General features: G+C 68.4%; 19 protein-coding genes. All 19 read left to right on the forward strand.

Annotated features, from left to right (window positions below; genetic code table 11):
* The first annotated feature begins 21 nt into the window (after positions 1-21).
* The 19 genes from sctI to F7Q96_RS01195 all read left to right on the forward strand — a co-directional run bounded on the left by sctI (position 22) and on the right by F7Q96_RS01195 (position 16,361).
* Positions 22-360 (forward strand): type III secretion system inner rod subunit SctI, encoded by a 339-nt coding sequence (sctI, locus tag F7Q96_RS01105; RefSeq protein ID WP_053824136.1) that lies wholly within the window; start codon positions 22-24, stop codon positions 358-360.
* On the forward strand, positions 357-1,097 hold the full coding sequence (sctJ, locus tag F7Q96_RS01110) for a type III secretion system inner membrane ring lipoprotein SctJ (RefSeq protein WP_053824135.1): 741 nt from the start codon (positions 357-359) through the stop codon (positions 1,095-1,097). The genes sctI and sctJ overlap by 4 nt, the downstream gene beginning before the upstream one ends.
* Complete coding sequence (locus tag F7Q96_RS01115; RefSeq protein WP_053824134.1) at positions 1,090-1,710, forward strand: type III secretion system domain-containing protein; 621 nt, start codon at positions 1,090-1,092, stop codon at positions 1,708-1,710. Before sctJ ends, F7Q96_RS01115 begins: the two co-directional genes overlap by 8 nt.
* On the forward strand, positions 1,707-2,540 hold the full coding sequence (locus tag F7Q96_RS01120; protein WP_053824133.1) for a hypothetical protein: 834 nt from the start codon (positions 1,707-1,709) through the stop codon (positions 2,538-2,540). The genes F7Q96_RS01115 and F7Q96_RS01120 overlap by 4 nt, the downstream gene beginning before the upstream one ends.
* The gene (locus F7Q96_RS01125) at positions 2,537-3,628 is read left to right on the forward strand and encodes a TyeA family type III secretion system gatekeeper subunit (protein ID WP_170265941.1); all 1,092 of its coding nucleotides are present in this window, start codon (positions 2,537-2,539) and stop codon (positions 3,626-3,628) included. The genes F7Q96_RS01120 and F7Q96_RS01125 overlap by 4 nt, the downstream gene beginning before the upstream one ends.
* Positions 3,629-3,754: 126 nt before the next feature.
* Entirely contained in the window at positions 3,755-4,123 is a 369-nt protein-coding gene (locus F7Q96_RS01130; RefSeq protein WP_053824131.1) for a hypothetical protein, read from the forward strand.
* Positions 4,120-4,314 carry a hypothetical protein gene (locus F7Q96_RS01135; protein ID WP_053824130.1) on the forward strand — a complete coding sequence of 65 codons (195 nt, stop codon included), beginning with the start codon at positions 4,120-4,122 and terminating at the stop codon, positions 4,312-4,314. The genes F7Q96_RS01130 and F7Q96_RS01135 overlap by 4 nt, the downstream gene beginning before the upstream one ends.
* The gene (locus F7Q96_RS01140; protein WP_269465300.1) at positions 4,311-6,371 is read left to right on the forward strand and encodes an EscV/YscV/HrcV family type III secretion system export apparatus protein; all 2,061 of its coding nucleotides are present in this window, start codon (positions 4,311-4,313) and stop codon (positions 6,369-6,371) included. Before F7Q96_RS01135 ends, F7Q96_RS01140 begins: the two co-directional genes overlap by 4 nt.
* On the forward strand, positions 6,358-7,680 hold the full coding sequence (gene sctN, locus F7Q96_RS01145) for a type III secretion system ATPase SctN (RefSeq protein ID WP_053824129.1): 1,323 nt from the start codon (positions 6,358-6,360) through the stop codon (positions 7,678-7,680). Before F7Q96_RS01140 ends, sctN begins: the two co-directional genes overlap by 14 nt.
* Positions 7,680-8,075, forward strand: coding sequence for a hypothetical protein (locus F7Q96_RS01150; RefSeq protein WP_053824128.1), 396 nt, complete (start codon positions 7,680-7,682; stop codon positions 8,073-8,075). The genes sctN and F7Q96_RS01150 overlap by 1 nt, the downstream gene beginning before the upstream one ends.
* Positions 8,072-8,620 (forward strand): hypothetical protein, encoded by a 549-nt coding sequence (locus F7Q96_RS01155; RefSeq protein WP_144425965.1) that lies wholly within the window; start codon positions 8,072-8,074, stop codon positions 8,618-8,620. The genes F7Q96_RS01150 and F7Q96_RS01155 overlap by 4 nt, the downstream gene beginning before the upstream one ends.
* On the forward strand, positions 8,607-9,749 hold the full coding sequence (locus F7Q96_RS01160) for a hypothetical protein (protein ID WP_053824126.1): 1,143 nt from the start codon (positions 8,607-8,609) through the stop codon (positions 9,747-9,749). Before F7Q96_RS01155 ends, F7Q96_RS01160 begins: the two co-directional genes overlap by 14 nt.
* A 155-nt stretch (positions 9,750-9,904) precedes the next feature.
* A complete protein-coding gene (gene sctR / locus F7Q96_RS01165; protein WP_053824663.1) occupies positions 9,905-10,555 on the forward strand; it encodes a type III secretion system export apparatus subunit SctR in 651 nt (216 codons plus the stop codon).
* Positions 10,552-10,821, forward strand: a complete 270-nt coding sequence (sctS, locus tag F7Q96_RS01170) for a type III secretion system export apparatus subunit SctS (protein ID WP_006579921.1) — start codon at positions 10,552-10,554, stop codon at positions 10,819-10,821. The genes sctR and sctS overlap by 4 nt, the downstream gene beginning before the upstream one ends.
* The gene (sctT, locus tag F7Q96_RS01175) at positions 10,822-11,613 is read left to right on the forward strand and encodes a type III secretion system export apparatus subunit SctT (protein ID WP_151021927.1); all 792 of its coding nucleotides are present in this window, start codon (positions 10,822-10,824) and stop codon (positions 11,611-11,613) included.
* Entirely contained in the window at positions 11,610-12,863 is a 1,254-nt protein-coding gene (locus F7Q96_RS01180; RefSeq protein ID WP_053824125.1) for an EscU/YscU/HrcU family type III secretion system export apparatus switch protein, read from the forward strand. The genes sctT and F7Q96_RS01180 overlap by 4 nt, the downstream gene beginning before the upstream one ends.
* 44 nt (positions 12,864-12,907) lie before the next feature.
* Positions 12,908-14,308 (forward strand): lytic transglycosylase domain-containing protein, encoded by a 1,401-nt coding sequence (locus F7Q96_RS27475; RefSeq protein ID WP_390885709.1) that lies wholly within the window; start codon positions 12,908-12,910, stop codon positions 14,306-14,308.
* A 119-nt stretch (positions 14,309-14,427) separates the two neighbouring features.
* Positions 14,428-14,859 (forward strand): hypothetical protein, encoded by a 432-nt coding sequence (locus tag F7Q96_RS01190; RefSeq protein WP_053824123.1) that lies wholly within the window; start codon positions 14,428-14,430, stop codon positions 14,857-14,859.
* A complete protein-coding gene (locus F7Q96_RS01195; protein WP_082371777.1) occupies positions 14,856-16,361 on the forward strand; it encodes an EscC/YscC/HrcC family type III secretion system outer membrane ring protein in 1,506 nt (501 codons plus the stop codon). Before F7Q96_RS01190 ends, F7Q96_RS01195 begins: the two co-directional genes overlap by 4 nt.

Raw genomic sequence — 16,361 nt, forward strand, 5'->3', positions numbered from 1 at the left:
CGAGTATCGAAGGCTTTCATCATGAATATGGACCCCATCACCATCGCCGGCCAGATGCTGGCCAGCACGGCCGGCAAGGCGACCGGCAAGGAACCGGCGGCAGCCGACATCCAGGCGTTCATGGAGGCGATGTCGGCCCGCGTGCCAAAGCCCGAGGCCATCGTCGCCGACGCGATGCGCAAGGCCGATGCCGCGGTTTCCGCCAAGGTCGAGGCGATCGGCGCTGGCACCGCGCTCGATCCTGCCGCGATGAAGCGGGCGCAGCAGGCGCTGCTCGAGATGCGCAACGGCGTCGACCTGATCGCGAAGATAGCGGGAACGCTGTCGCAATCGATCAACAAGCTGACGACGATGCAATGAAGCGCTTCCGCACGATCGCCCTGGCCGTGCTGGCCACGTTCAGCATGGCCGGCTGCAAGATGACGCTGTACTCGAACGTCGGCGAGGCCGAGGCGAACCAGATGCTGGCCCTGCTGATGCTGCGCCATATCCCGGCCGACAAGGTGGTTGAGAAAGGCGGCACGGTGACGCTGCGCGTCGACAAGGGCGAATTCATCAATGCCGTCGAGGTGCTGCGGCAAAACGGTTATCCACATCACAAGCGGCTTGGCATGGAAGACCTGTTTCCGTCGAACCAGCTGGTGACATCGCCCGCACAGGAGCGCGCCAAGATGCAGTTGCTCAAGGAGCAGCAGCTCGAGGGAATGATCTCGGCGATGGACGGCGTGATCGGCGCCAAGGTCTCGATCGCGCAGAAAGTCGATGAAAACGGCAAGCCGACCGGCACGCCGTCGGCGGCGGTCTTCATCAAGTATTCGCCGCAGTTCAACCTCGGCAACTACGAGGTGCAGATCCGCAGTCTGATCCGCGATGGCATCCCCGATATCGCGTCCGATCAGATCAGCGTGGTGATGCAGGCCGCCGACTACCGCTATCAACCGCCAGTGGTCGAGGCGCCCGCGCCGCGCTGGCGCCAGTGGCTGCAGGCGCAGCCGGCACAGGCAGCGGCCGCGGTGGCCGGCGGCGTGCTGGCCCTGTGCGCCATGGCGGGACTGTCGCTGTGGATCGCCCGTCGGAAGGGGAGTGCCGATGTCTGATGCCGCCAACGCCGGCGCGTGCGCGCAACAGAGCCTGTGCCCCGCCGTGCAGCGGCTGCACGCGCTGGCGTGGCGGCCAGGCGCCGTGATGCACCAGGGGTGGTGGGGCTATCTCGGGCTGGACGCCTGGCAAGACGACTACCAGCGGCATCCGGGCAGCAGGCGCGCGCTCGATGCGCTGATCGTGCAGCGCCGCGGGTTTCCCGCCGGCCCGCTCCCCGCGACGCTGTCGGACCAGCAGCGGCGCCTGCTGGCCATCGAGCTGCGTTTGCCGATGCTGCTTGTCGCGCTCGGAGCGGTGGCCGCGCGGGCGCCCGAACTGTTGCTGCTCGGCGATTACCGCCGGCAATTGCTGGCGGTACTGGGCGACGACGGCTGCGATCAGCTGGCCGCACTGGTGCCCGACGGCAAGGGTGCCGCGCTGAGCCGGCCCCCCGAGCAAATCGTCGAATGGTTGCGTGAACTCGGCAGGTTGTGGCTGGACCAGACATTGCCCGGCAGCACCGTCTGGCAGGCCTTGTCGGTCTGCCTGCCGCCGCCGGGCCCATTGCTGGCGACATCCCCGGCCGGCCTTGCCTTGCCGATGCTGTTTCGTCTGGAACGTCTGCTATGAATCCCTTTGGACTGACGATCGCCGCGGTGCGCGGCGAGTTGCCCGTGAGCGGCATCGTGCCGGCGGCAATGCTCGCGCAATACATCGACGCGGCCGCGGTGCTGCGCCGCAACCGGTCGCGGGCCGCCGCGGTGCTGCTGGCCAGCCGGCGCCATCGAGCGCGGGCTCGCCTTCAGGCCGAGCAGATCCTGGCCGAAGCCATGGACGAGGGCGAGCGACGCGCGGAGGCGGCGGCGCGGGCGGCCCACGACGCGATCTGCGAGGACGTGCTGCGCTGGCTGGTGCGCGAAGACGAACTGGAGGCGGTCATCGCGCAGCGGCTCGAGTCGCGATGCCGGAGGGTAATCGCCGATGCGGTCGCCAGCTTCGCCGGCGAGGCAGAGCGCGCGGCGTTGATCGCATGGCGCGTGGCGGCACGCTGGCGGGAGCTGTCCTCGCACGGCGCCTTTACCTTGCGGCTGTGTCCCGACGACGTCGCCACGGTGGCGGCGCGACTGCCGGCGGAGCCGGGATTCACCATCAGCGCCGAGCCCGCGCTGGCCTCCGGCCAGGCACTGATCGACAGCCCCTACGTCCAGCTGCGCATCGATCTGGACCGCCATCTGTCCGTCCTGTTGGCGGCGATCGGCGTCGAGCCAAGCCCAGCGAGCCTGAGTGGACGGGAGCCTGACGGGGTCGGCGAGAGCCACAACGAAAACGATCCGGATGCCCTCGCGAACCATCTCGACGGCCTCGTGGACGATCTGAACCAGATGGCAAGACGCCGGCTGTCGCCACCGCAACGCGATCCCGGCGTGCCGGATGCCGATTCGACGGGATGGCTCGCATGAGCCCGAAGGTACAGGGCGCCAAGCCCGTCATTCCAACCGGCCCCGCGCCGGCGATTCTTCCAGGACAGGGCGGCGATACGGCGAGCCGCGGGCCGCAGCAGGTCAGTCCGGCCCGTTCCGCGATGGATCTCGCGGCGCGCGCGCTCAATGCTTCCCGCCGCCTGCACGAAGCCGGTCTCAACAACGTGCACTCGTCCAAGCTGCATGCACTGCTGCGCGGCGACCGCCGCAACGATGCGCTGTTGGCGCGCGCCTTCGTCGGCAAGCTGGCCAAGTCGCTGCTGGCCAACAAGGACCCCCGCATCGAGCAGCTGCTGCAGCAGTTCGGCGACATCGACGACGTCGACAGCCTGTTCGCCGCGATCGAACGCAGCGAGCTGCATCCAGCGGCGATGGCATTGCTGCTCGCCGCAATGGCGCAGCAGCACCGGCCGGGACGCAAGCGCAGCCGGCTGGAGGAGGCGCTGGAGCGGCGGCTCGGCGCCAGCGGCGATTGGGAACTGGCCATGCTTGGCTGGCTCGAGTTCGGCGCGATGACGCCGGAACTGATGTCGCAGCTGAAGTCGCTGTATCAGCGCGCCGGTGTGGTGCAGCAGGGCATGGCGGCGTTCCTGGACCAGCTGGCCGGCATCGGCGAGCGTCGGCGCAAGGTCAAGGTGCTGATCCGCGCGCTGGGCGCCGAACTGAGCGGTATCGAGGACGATGCGGCCGAGGGCATCAAGCTCGTCGCGGTAGTGCGCGACCTGAAACGCCTGCTGGTCTTCCTCGGATGCGAGGAGCAATGCGGCCGGATCGCGCGTGCCCTTGGCGAACCGCCGGTCGAGCCCGATACGGTGTTGCGGCTGCTGATTCGCATGGTCGACCAGCCGTGGCTTTACCACGACTGGATCCGCGGCGAGATCGAGGGCATGCAGCTGGGCCGCGAGCGCGGCTTCAAGCTGGCGCGGGACATCACCCGCCTGACCAAGCTGCTGCCCGAGCCGTGCTTCCGCGACGACGATCACCGGCAGCAGGTGCTGGCCGCACTGAACGAGTTCAATGACCGCGCCGAGAACGCGGACCCTGCCGAGGGCGACGCCACGGGCTGACGCGCCTTCAGGTATCCGCCCGATGCCGCGTGCCGCGCCTGCCGCGCACGATGGCGACACAGCAAGCAATGAGGACAGCAAGCGCGTACGGTGGCTCGCGCCGCCGGGGTCGTGCCTGGATCACCGATGGATATTGGAACGCTGCGCAATCTGGAGAAGTTGTTTCGGCTGATGGACGTCAAGCCCGTCACGATCGAGCCGCGGGTCGAAATACGCGACGGCGAGATCCAGGTGTTCATGGAAGTTCGCGACCGCCGCGTGCTGCTGTCGACGATGCGGACGGTCGATCCCTATGTGGCCGACGCCGCGCTGCGCTCGCTGCTGACGCGTTGGTCGCCGGCCTGCATGGCGGGCGTGCCGCTGCGGGTGTTCCGCGTCGACGACTGCCTGTTCGTGTCGGGTGCGATGCCGGCTGGCAGCGGCGCGGAGCTGTGGTACCGGACCGTCCGGGCACAACGCAGGCTGCTGGAAGCCTGCACGAAGGAGGAAGCATGAGGTTCGTCTTCGCGGCGTTGTTGTTGCCGCTGGCGCTGCTCTGGAGCACCGCGATCGTCGCGCTGGCACTGGCGCTGGTGCTCGGCGCGGTGGGCTTCGGCCTCGGCTGCCGGGCCGCCGCTGTGCTGGGCGACGTATTCCGTCGCGTCGCGCGGGCACGACGCGTGGCACGAGGCGGGGAACGGCCGTGATCAAGCGCCTCAGTACTTGGCTCGCCACCGTCGGCGGCCGGCAGGACGTGGTGCTGGCCGTGATGCTGATGGTGGCGGTCTTCATGATGATCCTGCCGCTGCCGACCATCCTGGTCGACCTGCTGATCGCCATCAACCTGGGACTTGTGCTGCTGTTGCTGATGACGGCGATCTATGTGCGCGATCCCCTGGACCTGTCCGCGCTGCCGTCGCTGCTGCTGATCACGACGCTGTTCCGCCTCGCGCTGACCGTCAGCACCAGCCGTCTGATCCTGCTGCAGCACGACGCGGGTGAAATCGTCACCGCTTTCGGCAATTTCGTCGTCGGCGGCAATCTCGCGGTCGGCATCATCGTGTTCTCGATCATCACGGTGGTGCAGTTCATCGTGATCACCAAGGGTGCGGAGCGCGTGGCGGAAGTGGGGGCGCGCTTCTCGCTCGACGCGATGCCCGGCAAGCAGATGAGCATCGACGGCGATCTGCGTGCCGGTACGATCGACGCCAGCGAAGCCAAGCGCCAGCGGCAGCTGGTGCAGAAGGAGAGCCAGCTGTATGGCGCGATGGATGGCTCGATGAAGTTCGTCAAGGGGGACGCGATCGCCGGCATCATCGTGATCCTCGTCAACATCGTCGGCGGCATCGCGGTCGGCACGATGCAACACGATATGGGCGTCGGCAAGGCGCTCGAGGTCTATTCGGTGCTGTCGATCGGCGACGGCCTGATCGCGCAGATCCCGGCGCTGATCATCTCGATCGCCGCCGGTATCGTCGTGACGCGCGTGCCCGGCGAGAAGCGCGAAAACCTGGCGCAGGACCTGGTCAACCAGTTCTCGCGCCAGCCCAACGCGCTGATGATCGCCGCCGGCGTGCTGCTGCTGTTCGCGCTGGTGCCGGGCTTTCCCGCGGCGATCTTCATGCCGCTGGGCGTGCTGCTGGGGCTGATCGCGTTCCATGCGCGCCGCCGCGCTCGGGTGGCCGCCGCCAACAGCGCCGACCAGGGCGGGGCGGCCACCGACGGAGACGGCGATGCCCGCATGACGCCCGGTGCGGAGCCGCTGTCGCTGAAGCTGGCCAAGGATGTGGCGGCGCTGCCGGGCCTGGCCGACGCGATGGAGGTCCTGCGCTGGCAGAAGTTCGAGCGGCTCGGTGTCGCGCTGCCGAAGGTCGACATGGCCGTCGACGCAGGCTTGCCCTCAGGCAGCTTCAGCGTGCTGCTGTACAGCGAGCCGGTGCTGAAGGTCGCCATGCCGGCAGGCCGGCTGCTGCTGGCTCGCCAGTCCAGCGCCATGCCGATCGCCGAGCGCGTCGACAACCTGCCGTTCGGCGGACTGACGCTGCAATGGATCGCCCCCGAGCACCAGGCCTCGCTGGCGCAGTCAGGATTGTCGCTGCTTGCCGGCGCGCAGGCCGTGTCGTACGCCGCCGCGCTCGCCGTCGACCGCTTTGCCGACGAATTCATCGGGGTGCAGGAAACCCGCCATCTGATGGACGCGATGGAGGCCCGCTACGGCGAGCTGGTCAAGGAGCTGCAGCGCCAGCTGCCGATCAGCAAGGTCTCCGAGGTGCTGCAGCGGCTGGTGGCGGAAGGCATCTCGATCCGCGACCTGCGCACCATCTTCGAGGCCTTGATCGAGTGGTCGCCGAAGGAGAAGGAGACCGTGATGCTGACCGAGTACGTCCGCGTCGCGCTGCGACGCCAGATCGTCGGGCGCCATGCGCGCGGCGAAGGGCGCATCAACGTCTGGCTGATCGGCGACGGCATCGAGAACGTGATCCGCGACTCGGTGCGCCAGACCGCCGCCGGCGCCTATTCGACGTTGCAGGGCGACCAGATCGAAGCGATCGTCGCGCGCATCAAGGCCGGCATTGCCGGCCGCGAGGACATGGAGGGCGCGCTGGTCACCGCGATCGATGTGCGCCGCTTCCTGCGCAAGTTCCTCGAGCGGGAGCTGTTCAGCGTGCCGGTGTTGTCGTACCAGGAATTGGGCGACGACGTGCAGCTGCACGTGCTCGGCAATATCGACATGATCGGAGAGTACGACGATGCGTATGCCTGACGTCGATGCGATCGTCTCCCTGGTGGCCGGCCGCCTGACGCTGCCGACGCTGGACGATGGCGTGGAGCGTTTCGGCCGGGTGGTCGAAGTCGGACCCACGCTGATCAAGGCCAGCCTGCCCGACGCGGCGCTGGCCGAGCTTTGCCTGATCGGCGCCGACGTGCAGGCGGAGGTGGTCGGCCTGCAGCGGGAGATCGCGCTGCTGTCGCCATTCTCCGAGCCGATCGGCATGAGCTGCGGCGCGCTGGTGCGTCCGCTCGGCACCGAGCATCGCATTCCGGTCGGACCGCACCTGATCGGCTCGGTGGTCGACGGACTGGGCCGCCGGATGAGTGGTCCGCCGGTGCCGCCCGCATGCGAGACGCGCGCGCTGGAGGCCGCGGTGCCCGATCCGCTGACGCGCACGCTGATCGACCAGGTGCTGCCGCTGGGCGTGCGCGCGATCGACGGCATGCTGACCTGCGGCCGCGGCCAGCGGATCGGCATCTTTGCCGCCGCGGGCGGGGGCAAGAGCACGCTGCTCGGCATGATCTGCGACGGCAGCCTGGCCGATGTGGTGGTACTCGGGCTGGTAGGCGAGCGCGGCAGGGAGGTGCGGGAGTTTCTCGACCAGACGCTGACCGCCGAGGCCAGGGAGCGGTCGGTGGTTGTGGTCTCCACTTCGGACCGTCCGGCGCTGGAACGCCTGAAGGCGGTCTATACCGCGACCACCATCGCCGAGTACTTCCGCGATCAGGGCCTGAACGTGCTGCTGATGGTCGATTCGCTGACGCGCTTTGCCCGCGCCGGCCGCGAGATCGGCCTGGCCGCCGGCGAGCTGCCGGCCGCCGGCAGCTTCCCGCCCAGCGTGTTCGCGCGCCTGCCGCGCCTGCTGGAGCGGGCCGGCTGCGCGGCCCACGGCAGCATCACCGGCATCTATACCGTGCTGGTCGAAGGCGACGACATGACCGAGCCGATCGCCGACGAGGTCCGCTCGATCCTGGACGGCCATATCGTGCTGTCGCGCGAGCTCGCGGAGAAGAACCACTATCCGGCCATCGATATCCCGGCCAGCATCAGCCGCGTGATGCACCAGGTCACCAGCGAACCGCATCGGCAGTGGGCGGGAAAGGCACGCCGGCTGCTGGCCCAGTACAAGGAAATCGAGCTGCTGGTGCGGGTCGGCGAATACGAACGTGGTCACGACGCCGAGGCGGACGACGCGCTGGACCGTCGCGCCGGGCTCGACGCCTTCCTTTGCCAGGCGACCGGCGAGCGCGCCGACTACCAGGGCACGCTGCGCCAGCTGCGGCAGGTCGTGGAGGGATGATGGCCAGGCCCAGCACCGCGCAGATGCTCGAGCAGTTGCGCACCATCAAGACGTGCCGCGAAGGCGTGCTGCGTCATCGCGCCCGCCGTATCGAGGCGGACATGCGCGAATGCCGGCAGCAGTCCGATACCCGCAAGGCCGAGCAGGCCGAACTGCGCGCGCAGTGGCGCGCCGCCAACCAGACCGAGCAGGCGGTCGGCCCGCGCGACTTCCACAAGCTCAAGCAACGGTTCGCCGATTTCTATCAGCGCGAACAGCAGCTGCAGTCTGCGCTGCGCAAGCTCGCCGATCAGCTCGCCGATTGCCAGGCGCAGGCGGCACGTCTTGCCCAGGCGCTGAAGCAGAACCTGCGCGGCCAGGAGAAGCTGGCCGCGCTGATCGAGGAGCAGCGATGAGTGTGGCTTCCGTAGGTACCGCGCTGCCCAAGGGCGGCCGCGATCGCGACGAGCGACGCAACGTGGAACCCCAGCAGACGGCGCAGTTCGATGCGGCGATGCGCCGGCGCAGGCGAGCCCGGGGACGGGGCGCGGAAGCGGACGAGGCCGCTGTGCCCCCGTCCGTGCCCTCGTCCGTGCCACCGACATGGTGGCCGATGCTCGGCGCTGTGCGTGCCGAGCCGGCAGCGACGGCGGCCTGCGGTGGACCGGGCGATGGCCGCACCGCGACGGCGGCGTCCGGCGAGCTCGAGGCCGATCGCCTTGCACCGGGCGCGCAGGCCCGGCTGAGCGGCAACGCGTTGCATGTCCGCTTTACGCGGGGCGCCTGGGCCGGCATGGAACTGCAGGCATCGCTGCACGCGGGGCAGGTCGTCGTCACGCTGCGGCCGCTGAACCGCCAGCAGCACAAGCGCCTGGTCGAAGCGAAGGCGTCGCTGAGCGACGAGGTGGCCAGGCAGACCGGTGAAGTGATCCGATTGGAGGTAGCCGATGCTGCTCGATGAATGGAGCGACCAGGACCTGGAACTGGCGCGGGCGATCGGCCCGGGTCGGTCCGACGCCGCGGCCGGAGGCCGGCGCGCCGGTGCCGGCGGCAGTGCCGACGGCGATGGACCTGGCGCGCTGCAGGCGCTTCGGCGGCTCGACGCCCCCGACCCGCTCGCTGATTCGATGGCGGATCCGCTGATGGAACCACGGCGGGGTCCGATCCGTGGGCTCGATCCGTTCGACGACGGATTCGACGCTGACCCCCTGCCTGACCCTCATGCCGATCGCTGCGACGGCGCGCGGGACCATGGCATCGGCGGTATTGGCGGCATCGACGACGCCGACGCGCACACCGAAGGCGCCGCGATCGTGCTGGACCTGAAGTCCAGCGGCGGCGACGGCGTGGTGCTGTCGATATCGATCGACGGGCAGCGTGCCCGCGCCTGGGTCGACGCCGAAGCCTGGTGCGAATGGCTGGCGCCGCGCCTGGCGGTCCAGCGCTTTCCGCAGATCCCGCCGGATCTGCTGGGATTGCTCGGCGATTGGACGCTGTTGCCGCTTCAGCACCGTGCCAGGCGGGCCGGTCTGGGCTTGCCGCGTTTTTGCTCTGCCGAGCCAGGCAGCTGCGTGCGCGCGATTGCGCCGACGCTGACGCTGTGCCGCGCCGATGCCGAACTGGACCTGCGCCTGCTCGACTGGCCCGAGACCTGGATCGCCGCGCTGGCGCAAACCATGGAGGACCGCCGGCCGCCGCTGACGATCCCGCCGATCCCCGTCGCGCTGGCCGCGGGGTGGGTGCGCCTGACCCGCGCGCAGCTCGCGAGGCTGAGTCCGGGCGACGGCGTCGTGCTGGAGCGGCCCGCCGCGATCGAGCACGGCCACGCCTGGCTGGTCGCGGAACGCCCGCTGGCGCTGGCGTACCTTGCGCACGGCGCCTGGCATATCGAACACGCATGCAACGAGGAAATCAGCATGGAACAAGGGATCGAGGCCACGCTGCGCGGCAGCCAGCTCGACGACGGCAACATCGTTCTGACAGCGGTGGCGGAAGTGGGGCGCCTGTCGTTGTCGCTCGATACGCTGCGGGAGCTGCAGACGGGGCAGACGCTGGAGCTGGCCATGCCAGCCACGGCCGGGTCACGCTGACGGTCTCGGGGCATGCGGTCGCCAGCGGCACGCTGCTGCGCGTCGGCGACAAGCTGGTGATGCGGATCGAGTGAAGGCCGGTGATTTCAGGCATGGGCCCGATGCCGGCGTTCGCCGTGCATGCCGAGAATGATCGCTCACCCACGGACCAGATCATGTCGCTTGCCGATCATCCTCTGCAGCTGATCCTGCTGCTGTTCGCGCTGTCGTTGCTGCCGCTGTTCATCGTGATGGGCACGGCCTTCCTGAAGATCTCGATCGTGCTGGCCACCCTGCGCAATGCGCTGGGCATCCAGCAGATTCCGCCGAACATGGCGATCTACGGGCTGTCTCTGGTGCTGACGCTGTTCATCATGGCGCCGGTGGGCATCGCGATCGGCGACAACCTGAAGGCCAATCCGCTCAGGATGGAAGCGCCGGACCTGTTCGGCCAGGTCGAAACCCGTGTGCTCGAACCCTACCGCGAGTTCATCAAGGGCAAGGCGAGCCCGCAGCAGGTCCGCTTCTTCATGGACATCGGCGAAAAGATGTGGCCCGAGCCCTATCGCAACCGGATCCCGGACGACTCGCTGGTGGTGCTGATTCCGGCGTTCACCGTCAGCGAACTGGTCGAGGCCTTCAAGATCGGCCTGCTGCTGTACCTGCCCTTCGTCGCCATCGACCTGATCGTCTCCAACGTGCTGCTGGCGATGGGGATGATGATGGTGTCCCCCGTGACGATCTCGCTGCCGATCAAGCTGCTGGTCTTCGTGCTGATCGGCGGTTGGGAAAAGTTGCTTGGCCAGCTGATCCAGTCCTATCTATGAGCAACGAAATCATTGCGCAGCTGGCATCCAACCTGCTGTGGCTGGTGCTGATGCTGTCGCTGCCGGTGGTCGTCGTGGCCTCGGTGGTCGGCGTGCTGGTCAGCCTCGTGCAGGCGCTGACCCAGGTCCAGGACCAGACCATCCAGTTCCTGCTGAAGCTGATCGCGGTCTGCGTCACGCTGGTGATGACCTATCACTGGATGGGTGCGACGCTGATCGGCTATACGAACATGGCGTTCGAGCAGATTTCCGTGATGGGGAAATAGGTGGACGGCTGGCAGCATATCGTTCCGACGCTCGCCCTGACGATGCTGCGTCCGCTCGGCATGTTGGCGCTGATGCCGATGTTCTCGGCACGCGCGCTTGGCGGCGGCCTGATCCGCAATGCGCTGGTGCTGGTGATGGCGCTGCCCGCGCTGCCGATGCAGCTGGGGCATGCCGCCGAACTCGCGGGCCGCCTCGGCGAGCTGTCGGTGTCGTCCCTCGCCGTGCTGGTGATGCAGGAGTTCGTGATCGGACTGGTGATGGGCTTCTGCGCGACCATTCCGTTCTGGGCGATCGACATGGCCAGCACCGTGATCGATACCGTGCGGGGGACCTCGATGGCGTCGGTGCTGAACCCGATGCTGGAAGAACAGTCGTCGGTGTTCGGCGTGCTGTTTACGCAAGTCCTTGCCGTGCTGTTCCTGGTAGGCGGCGGCTTCAACGCGATGCTGACCGCGCTGTACGCGTCGTATCAGAGCATGCCGATGCTCGGCGGCTGGCATCTGTCGGCGAGCTTCCCCGGCTTTATCGCGCACCAGTGGCAGATGATGATGGAGCTGTGCATCGGCTTCGCGCTGCCCGCGCTGGTGGTGATGGTGCTGATCGACGCCGCGCTGGGCCTGGTCAACCGCTCGGCGCAGCAATTGAACGTGTTCTTTGTCGCGATGCCGATCAAGAGCGCGCTGGCGCTGTTCGTGCTGGCGATCGGCATGAGCTACGCGCTCGGCGCCTTCCAGCAGCGCTTCGATGCCTTCGGCGGCGTGGTCGCCAATCTGCTCGGGACCATGCGATGACCGAGAAGACCGAACAGCCGACGCCGAAGAAGATCCGCGACGCGCGCCAGGAAGGCCAGATCGCCAAGAGCGTGGAGATTGCCACCGGCATCCAGCTGGCGGTGCTGCTCGGCTATTTCTGGGTGCGCGGCGAGGACATCGTCGACGCCTTCCAGAACATCATCGAGGTGGCGATTGCCAGCATCGGCGAGCCGCTGCGGGTCGCCATGGGGCGCGTGGCGACGGTTACCGGCATGCTGATGCTGCATCTGCTGGCGCCGGTCGGCATTGTGCTCGTTCTGGCCACCGTCGGCGTGGTGATGGCGCAGATCGGTCCGCTGTTCGCGCCGAAGTTCATCAAGCCGAAGGGCGAGCGCGTCAGCCCGCTGAAGAACGCGAAGCAGCTGTTCTCGCTGCGCTCGCTGTTCGAGTTCGGCAAGTCGCTGCTCAAGGTGTCGATTCTCGGCATTGCCTTCTATCTGCTGATCAAGCGCTACCTCTATTCCTTCCAGTTCCTGCCGCTGTGCGGTACCGAATGCGGGCTGCGGGTCACCGGCGTGCTGATCGGCTGGCTGTGGGCCATCCTGGTGTTGTTCTACGTGGTGTTCGCCATCGCCGATCTGGCGTTCCAGAAGCGCAGCCTGACCAGGCAGCTGATGATGAGCCGCGACGAGATCCAGAAGGAATTCAAGAACACCGAGGGCGACCCGCACATCAAGCACAAGCGCAAGGAGATCCATCGCGATATCCAGAGCGGCAGCATGGCGGCCAATGTCAAGCGGTCGACCGCGCTGGTGCGCAACCCCACCCATGTCGCGGTCTGCCTGTATTTCGTGCCCGGGGAGACGCCGCTGCCGCAGGTCATCGAGAAGGGCGCCGATGCGCGCGCGAGACGAATGATTGCGATCGCCGAAGAGGCAGGCGTGCCGATGGTCGAGCAGGTCCATGTCGCGCGCCGGCTGTATGCGCGGACCGACGTCGGCGACTACATCCCCGCCGAGCTGTTCGAGCCGGTGGCCGAGATCCTGAGCCTGGTCAGCGAGATGAGGCAGGCGGAGGAGGCGCTGGACGGCGATCTGGATGGCGATCTGGACGACGAACCGGACGAGGAACCGGACGCCGATTCGGAATGCGGCGCCGAAGCCGGCACCGAAGCCGATTCCGATACCGACGCCGCCAGCCCGAAGCCGGGCCCGGACGGTGGCGCCGATCCTCGCGGCGATGGCGGCCGCGGCCCACGTTCCGATCCCCGTCGCCCGGCCGATCGCTAGGCCGACACCGGGGACGGTTTCCCAAACTGGAGAGCGTATTCGTGATGAGGACGATAACGGCGGTCCCGGTGATCGCCTTGCTCGGCGGCCTGACGGCAGGCGTTGCTCACGCCGACGATCCGGCGCCGTCGGCGGCGTGGACCGCAATCGAGCCGCGAGCGGAGCCGGGCGACGACCAGGGCGGTGGCCGGCCCGCCGGCGCGTTCGGCAATGTCTGGGCCGTGCAGAGCGCCGCGGAGCGGGAGGCGAGGGCCATCGCCGATAGCGAGCGCGATGCATCGCCTGCCGCGACATCGCCAATGCCGACGGCACCTGCCGCGCCTGCGCTCCGCCAACCTCGTGGCGGAGGGGGCGTCGATGTCGGCCGGCTGGCGCTCAGCACGCTGGCGCGGCACGCTGCGCGCGCCATGGGGCAGGACAACGCGCGCGTGCTGGGTCTCGATGCCATCGCGCCGACCGTCGAAGCGCCGATGGCCCGCGCCGATGCGCCACCGCCGGCGCCCGCGGCGGCGCACGCGCGCACCGTCGCCTTCCAGCCAGGTTCGGCTGGAGAGGGCAGCGTATCGAGCCGGGACCTGCCCGGCGCGCGCGCCTCGACGCGGCCGCGCCATGCGCAACTGGCGCAGGCGCCGCCGAATACGCGGCTGGCATCGGCCTACGACGAGCTGATCGACGAAGTCGCGCGCCGGCACGATGTCGCGCCGCATCTGGTCCGGGCGGTGATCAAGGTCGAATCCAATTTCCAGCCGAACGCGCGCTCGCCAAAGGGCGCGGTCGGCCTGATGCAGGTGATGCCCGCGACCGGGCGACGCTTCGGCGCCGCCGATCTGCGCGATCCGCGCAGCAATCTGAGCGCCGGCACGCAGTATCTGCGCTGGCTGCTGAACCGCTTCGACGAGGACCTGACCCTCGCGCTGGCGGCCTACAACGCCGGCGAGGGCGCGGTCGAAAAGTACGGCCGCCGCATTCCGCCGTTTGCCGAAACGCAGGGCTACGTCAGCAAGGTGCTGGCGCATCTCGGCCCGGCGGCGGGGACCGAGGCAGCGTCGTTGCGGGCCATCCCGGCGGCCGGCGGAGAGGTCCGTGGCAACGGTGGTATTGCCGACGTGCGAGCCGCCGGCACGATCGCGAGCCGTGCCGACGATGGCGGCGGGGCAAAGGCGGCCCGCACGGCAAGGGCCGGAACCAACGGCACCGTGGCACGCCAGCAGGCCGATGCGGCGCTGCGCACCGTGTCGAACTGGCTCGGCGCGGTGCTGACGTCGAGCGCGCGGCCGCCGAGCCGCGCGGCGACGGAGGAGGCGGCGACCGACACGACGGCGACGGACAGGACGGCGACCGACAGGGCGGCCACGGTACCGGCCATGGCGGCGGATGCGTTCGTCGACGGGTCGACCTGGACGCGCTTGCCGCTTCCGGAGCCAGTACGCAGGGGACCGGCCTGATGTCGCTGCTGCAAACCATGCCGCCACCACTGCCACCGCCACCATCGCGCTGCGCCGGCGCGCGGCTTTCAGGTCATGACCGGATCACGCCGTCGCGGCCCCTACCCGATGATGCATCGATGAACCCGCCGTCCCTTCCCGGCCAGCGCGGCGCCACCGGCTGGCTGCGCAAGCTGATGGATTGTCCCAGCGTCGCGGTGATCGCCGCCAATGGGCCCACCGCGCAGATCGAGGTCGGCGGTGTGCCGGCCCGCGCGTGGTGGCTCGAGGCGGGACTGTGCGTCGGCCTGCGGCTTCAGCTCGGCGCCGCACCTGCCGAGGGCTGGCTCGATGACGCGACGCTGTCGCTGGCGGCGACACCGGCCGCAATTGATGACGCGCTGGCGATCGATGGCCAGGCGTGGCTGCTGTGGCATCGCTACGACCACGACATCGAAGCCAGGCAACTGGAAGAACGGCTTGCGCTGCAACTGGCGCTGGCGCGCCGGCTTTCGGAGAGCGCGCAGTCCGCAGCGGCCGGACCGGGTTCGGAGATTGGAAGATTGATATGAACGCAATGCAGCTTGGCAAGCTGTCGCTTGTTGCCGCGGCCCTGGTCCTCGCGCTGAAGGCGCAGGCGGCATCGGGCCCGCTGGGGCTGTCTGGCCCGGAGTTCTCGGTGTCTTCGCGCGGCATGAAGGTCGCCGCGCTGTTGCGCGATCTCGGCGCCAACTATGGCGTGCCGGTGATCGTCAGCCCGGACGTCAACGATACCTTCGTCGGCACGCTCGAAGGCCGCCAGCCGGAGCGGCTGCTCGACCAGCTGGCGCAGCTGTACAACCTCGCCTGGTATTTCGACGGCCGCGTGCTCTATGCCTACAAGGCCGGCGAGGTTCGAACCGAAGTCGTCACGCCGTCCTATCTCGATGCGAACGAGCTGGCGCAGTATCTGCGCGAGGCCGGCGTGTTCAAGGGCGGTACCTGCTCGGTGCGGCCGGTCAGCAATTTCAATGCGGTCGAGGTGTTCGGCGTGCCGGTCTGCGTGCAGCGGATCGGCAAGCTGGCCAAGGACCTCGACGAGAAGACGCTGAATCAGACGCAGAACAAGGAGGTCGTGCAGGTCTTTCCGCTGCGCTATGCCTCGGCCGTCGACGGCGCCTACACCTACCGCGACCAGCAGGTCGTGATTCCGGGCGTGGTCACCGAGCTGCGCGAAATGGTCCGCAGCCGTGCGATCCCGGCACCGACCGAAAGTGGGCAGGTGGTGCCGCCGGCCGGCACGCAGCCGACCTTCTCGGCCGACGCGCGCAACAACGCGGTGATCGTGCGCGACCGCAAGGCCAATATCCCGCTGTACGCCGAGCTGATCCGGCAGCTCGATCAGCGGCCGCGGCAGATCGAGATTTCGGTGGCGATCATCGACGTGGACGCGGCGGACATGCGGGAGCTTGGCCTCGATATCGGCGGCAGCGTCGGCCTGGGCAAGTCGCGCATCAGCTTCAATGCCGGCAATGCCGCGGCCGCCGATGGCACCTTCTCGACGGTGCTGAGCAACACCGCCGACTTCTTCGTCCGCATCAATGCGCTGGAGCAGAACTCCAAGGCCAAGGTGCTGTCGCGGCCGTCGGTGGTCACGCTGAACAACGTGCAGGCGGTGCTAGACCGCAACATCACCTTCTACACCAAGCTGCAGGGCAACAAGGTCGCCGAGCTGGCCTCGGTCGCGGCCGGCTCGCTGCTGCGCGTGACCCCACGTCTGATCGACATGCAAGGCGAGCAGGAGGTAATGCTGACGCTCGATATCCAGGACGGCCGGCAGGAGCCGCCGGCCAACAACATCGAGCAGCTGCCGCAGGTGCGCAATTCCGGCATTGCCACGCAGGCGATCCTGCGGCCGGGCCAGAGCCTGCTGCTGGGCGGCTTCGTCGAGGAAAAGCAGCGCCAGGGCCAACGCAAGATTCCGTTGCTGGGCGACCTGCCGCTGGTCGGCGGCCTGTTCCGCAACGAGACCCGGGAGAACCTGAGCGTCGTGCGGCTGTTCCTGATCAAGGCGGAACCGCACGCCCTCAACTGA

It is taken from the genome of Cupriavidus gilardii, assembly GCF_008801915.1.
In the GTDB taxonomy this organism is placed as follows: domain Bacteria; phylum Pseudomonadota; class Gammaproteobacteria; order Burkholderiales; family Burkholderiaceae; genus Cupriavidus; species Cupriavidus gilardii.